General features: G+C 41.8%; 3 protein-coding genes. 2 read left to right on the top strand and 1 reads right to left on the bottom strand.

The features are described from left to right. On the bottom strand, positions 1–1003 hold a 1003-nt coding region (gene astE / locus CXF78_RS20360), incomplete at its 3' end, for a succinylglutamate desuccinylase (protein ID WP_374702309.1). A gap of 236 nt (positions 1004–1239) precedes the next feature. On the opposite strand from astE, the gene msrA reads away from it, so the two are divergent. Then, the gene (msrA, locus tag CXF78_RS20355; RefSeq protein WP_102037775.1) at positions 1240–1719 is read left to right on the top strand and encodes a peptide-methionine (S)-S-oxide reductase MsrA; all 480 of its coding nucleotides are present in this window, start codon (positions 1240–1242) and stop codon (positions 1717–1719) included. 201 nt (positions 1720–1920) lie between these two features. Further along, the coding region (locus CXF78_RS20350; protein ID WP_180957234.1) for an FAD-dependent oxidoreductase at positions 1921–2409 on the top strand (489 nt) is incomplete at its 3' end.

The following is a 2409-nucleotide window of genomic DNA, read 5'->3' as shown; positions in this document are numbered from 1 at the left end:
ACTCGTTTGGTGCAGGTACTAAACATAGCACTGTACGTTGCCCAATGGGCACATTTGCATTGGGAAATACGATGGCTTCTTGTGGGTATTCAACAATGATGGCATTACCACCTTCTGTCGCTAACACCTCGCCCTGACTAAAGGCACTGAAGTTTTCTGCATCGCCTGCAAAGCTAAATTCAAAATCATCAAAGTGCTTGTTAATAGAGCGCGATACCTTATACAAGTTGACCTTGCTAGGGTCGAACTCAACAGGTGCTAACTTAGTTTCAGTAATCAACTTTTCAAGCATAGTATGAGTTTGTGCAAAACGACTCATGTCATTTTGGCCAAATGGCATCACTTTACCTAATTCCACTGTAAAAGCATCTGCTTGGAATTGCTCTGACGAATAATAACTAAACGTTGTTGTTGGTTCGTGGTGAAACAACATAGTATCAACGCCACATGCCGCCAAAAACATAATTTGTTCACCGCTGAAAGCACGGCCTGGGCGGTATGGGTAAATGGCAAACTTCTCATGCTTTGAGGCACGGATGGCAGTATGTAAGTCGTAATGAATACGTTGGTTGTCGCTATTAGCATTGAAAAAATCAGCCACGTATTGCTCTAATGCTTTGGCACGGTGACGCTCTGGATGGCTTAAGCCCTCACCTTTAGAATGCGCGCCACTAAAAAGACGATTCATGTTTTCATCAATAAAACGGGTTTTATTGAGAATAGCAGTAGGGTTACCAATTAAAAACATCACACGCTGCTTGGCAATATTGCGTTGGCTGAGCAAATCTTTAATGAGTTGATTACAGATTTCAATCGGCGCAGTTTCATTACCGTGCACAGCACAAGACAGCACGATGTCTTTGGTGGCATTAGCAGGCGTAAATACAATCACTCCCGTATCCCACACATCTACGCGAGTATGATCTGCCAACATAAAATCATATGCCGCAGGTAATTGATTTGGATTGGCTAAGGTATAGGCTAAAAAATCGCGGTTTATCATCAGGTCAGATAACACTATCAACTCCTTGTCTCATTATTATATGGCGTAATTAACTTTGACGTAAAACGATGTTAACTATTACTGCCTATTGTGGCGGATTCTATCATAGCCAAACGCTATTTTATTGGTGGCATAACTTAGATTTATTTATTAATAAAAGTTTGCTTGCAAATATTGTCGATATTCAACACAATTACAGCCATCTAGACTTCTATAATTTGTTTTAAGGGTTTGTCATGGCGTTAGCAACATTTGGTGCAGGCTGTTTTTGGGGTGTGGAATATTTTTTCCGTGAAATTAACGGCGTCAGTAACGCAACGTGTGGCTACATGGGTGGCAAAGACAGTGCGACGACATATAAAGAAGTGAAGACGGGTTCCACTGGTCATGCAGAAGTGGTTCAAGTTGAGTTTGATCCAGAAATCGTCAGTTACAACGACTTGTTGGACACTTTTTGGAAAAATCACAACCCAACCATGCTGAATATGCAGAGCGGCGACATTGGCACTCAATATCGCAGTACGATTTTTTTCCACGATAAAGAGCAAAAAGCCCAAGCTGAAAGCTCAAAACTGGCATTAGCACGCAGCGGTAAATGGGGGCAGCGTCATATTGTGACTGAAATTGTACCGATACAAACATTCCACATTGCCGAGGAATACCATCAGAATTATTTGGAAAAAAATAATTTACCAACCTGTCACTTGGTTTACTAAACCTACGCTAACAAACAGTATAGAGCGACAAGTAACCGTTTCAAGCAAGCTAATGTGCACCATTACCTCACTTGAAACGGAATATTTACACAATAGATAACCCCAATCGATTTCCTACACTCAACTTCACTTTACCCGCAGAGGTAAATTCCATACAATCCCATGCAAATTGCTTAAGGCATGTTATCGGAGAACAAAATCATGAGTGAAGCTCGTCACGTTAACCTACTAATTTTAGGTTCTGGCCCTGCCGGCTATACCGCTGCTGTTTATGCAGCGCGTGCAAATTTAAATCCTGTGATGATCACAGGCATGCAGCAAGGTGGTCAATTAACAACCACAACTGAAGTGGAAAACTGGCCAGGCGATGCTGAAGACTTAACCGGTCCAGCATTAATGGATCGCATGCAAAAACACGCTGAAAAGTTTGATACCGAAATTATTTTCGATCATATCAATGAAGTGACCCTAACTGAGCGTCCTTTTCGTTTAAAAGGCGACAATGGCGAATTTACCTGTGATGCATTAATTATTGCCACTGGTGCATCTGCTAAATACTTAGGTCTTCCATCTGAAGAAGCATTTATGGGCCGCGGTGTTTCTGCCTGCGCTACATGTGACGGTTTCTTTTATCGTAACCAAAAAGTTGCGGTGATTGGTGGTGGTAATACTGCTGTTGAAGAAGCACTT

The sequence above is a fragment of the Shewanella sp. 11B5 genome (assembly GCF_002836795.1).
GTDB lineage: Bacteria > Pseudomonadota > Gammaproteobacteria > Enterobacterales > Shewanellaceae > Shewanella > Shewanella frigidimarina.
Note: the sequence above shows the minus strand (reverse complement) of the source record. Positions and strands in the feature narration are given on the sequence as shown.